The sequence below is a fragment of the Deltaproteobacteria bacterium genome (assembly GCA_016875395.1).
Lineage (GTDB): Bacteria > Myxococcota_A > UBA9160 > UBA9160 > UBA6930 > VGRF01.
On the sequence record VGRF01000073.1, the window covers coordinates 1 to 1,965 of the forward strand.

Consider the following 1,965-nt stretch of genomic DNA (forward strand, 5'->3'; position numbering starts at 1 on the left):
ATCGGGGTCGCCTCGCTCGTCCCGATCCCGCCGGTGAACATCCAGGTCGACGGCTTCAAGGTCAAGTGCGGCAGCGCCAAGCTCCAGGTCGTGCAGACGCTTGCCGACCCGGCCAAGGCGAAGGCGGCGATCCGGACGTTCATCCAGTCCAAGGTGGACGTGATCTGGAAGGTGGCGTCCCAGCGTCCGGGTGAAATCGTCCGGGCGTAGCTCCGCTTGGACGCAATCCTAGGCTGCGATCACCTCCTCGGTCGAGTGCTCGTCTGTCTCGTCGGCCGCGACTCCTCGCCGGAGCCGTTCGATCTCGGCGACCGCGCGCGGGGTCATCAGGACGCCGCGCCAGCCGCGCGAGGAGAGCTCGAGCACGGCCCAGACGAGCGAGAGCGCCGAGGTCTCGCCGGGGAAGCGCCCGATCACCTTCGTCCTGCGCCGCACCTCGACAAAGGTCCGTTCGAGCAGGTTCGTGCTCCGGATCCGCTTGCGGTGCTCGTGCGGGAAGCGCAGATGGCAGACGAGCGCGTCGACGTCGCGCTCGATCACGGACGCCGCCGAGGGGTAGGCGGCCCGGTAGTCGGCGGCGAGGGAGAGCAGACCGGCTCTGGCCTCGGCGACCGAGCCCGCCTCGTCGAGGATCCGCCAGTAGCGCGCCTTCAGCTCCCGATGCAGCCGCTCGGGCAGCTTCTTGGTGACGTTTCTGAGCGCGTGCACGGTGCAGCGCTGCTCGAAGGCGCCCGGCCAGAGCTCGCGCGTCGCCTTCCACAGGCCGGGCGCGCCGTCGGCGACGAGGAGCGCCGGCGAGCGCATCCCGCGTGCGACGAGATCGCGGCCGAAGTCGAGCCAGTCCTCGTAGCTCTCGCGCGAGCCGAGCTGCAAGCCGAGCAACACCTTGCGACCCTCGAGCGTGACGCCCCAGGCGACCAAGACGCCCTCGGCCGGCGTGTCGTCGGGCCTGAGCTTCAGGTACACGGCATCGAGGAAGAGGTACACCAGGTCGTGCTCGTCCAGACGCCTGCCGCACCAGGCGCGGTAGCGCGCCCTCGTGTCCTGACAGATCCGCGAGACGGTCGACTTCGACACGATCGGCCCGTCGAAGGCCTCGTCGAGCGCCGCCTCGACATCGCGCACCGACAGCCCGCGCAGAAACGAGCAGACAACCAGCGCCTCGAGCGCGTGCGTGCGCGCCACCCCCTTGCCGACGATCTCGCTGGCAAACCCGAGCGCCGAGGCGTTGCGCACGCGCGGACGGGAGAGCTCGAGCGGGCCGGCGGTCGTCTTCACCGTCACCCGCTCGTAGCCGTTGCGATGGGAGACAGGCTCGCCGCGGCGCTCGTAGCGCTCACGGCCGAGGAACTCGCTCAACTCGTCCTCGAGGGCCTGTTGCAGGATCAGCCGCGCGCCGAGACGGCCGATCGCCTCGATCGGATCGTCCTCGTCGCTGACCCCGCCGACCAGGTCTTGGAGCTCGCGGCGCAGCCGCTCGCTCGGGACTATGCTCGTCATCAGGGCGTACCTCCTCGTCGACTTCCAGGTCAACGCGGAGGCTACGCCCGATTCAATTCCCCCGGCTCATGGGACGCGACCGGCCAGCGTCATACGAACTGCGAGCTCGAGCAGAAGCGGGCCGGCTTCCTCCTCGACGTCCGCGACCTGCTCCGGCGTCAGCTCCCGGCGCCAGCGGCCGATCGACGACGAGTGGACGGCGCGGAGCGCCTCCGTGAGCGGACGGTTCGGCGCCTCGAGATACCGCGCCAGCTGGGCTCCGACGCCTGCGGGGTCCGTGGCCAGCTCCTCGTAGCGCAGCTCGAAGGCCGACGACGCCCGGGCCGCCGTCACGTAGCGCCGCCATACCCATGCAGCCCGTCGAGCCTCGCTCACCCGGCCGAACTCGGCGCGGCGCTCGGGCTCGACCCAGAAGCGCACGCCGCTGCCGTAGCCGAGCCCCGCGTCGTCGGCCTCTCCGGCCCG

The 1,965-nt window shown here is 70.8% G+C and carries 3 protein-coding genes; 1 reads left to right on the forward strand and 2 read right to left on the reverse strand.

Annotated features, from left to right (window positions below; translation table 11 throughout):
- Positions 1-210, forward strand: a 210-nt coding sequence (locus FJ091_22105) for a hypothetical protein (protein ID MBM4386043.1), incomplete at its 5' end; no start/stop codon positions are given.
- An 18-nt stretch (positions 211-228) separates the two neighbouring features.
- Here FJ091_22105 and FJ091_22110 read toward each other — a convergent pair.
- Positions 229-1,500 (reverse strand): IS256 family transposase, encoded by a 1,272-nt coding sequence (locus tag FJ091_22110; protein MBM4386044.1) that lies wholly within the window; start codon positions 1,498-1,500, stop codon positions 229-231.
- Positions 1,501-1,566: 66 nt separating this feature from the next.
- On the reverse strand, positions 1,567-1,965 hold a 399-nt coding region (locus FJ091_22115), incomplete at its 5' end, for a sulfotransferase (GenBank protein ID MBM4386045.1).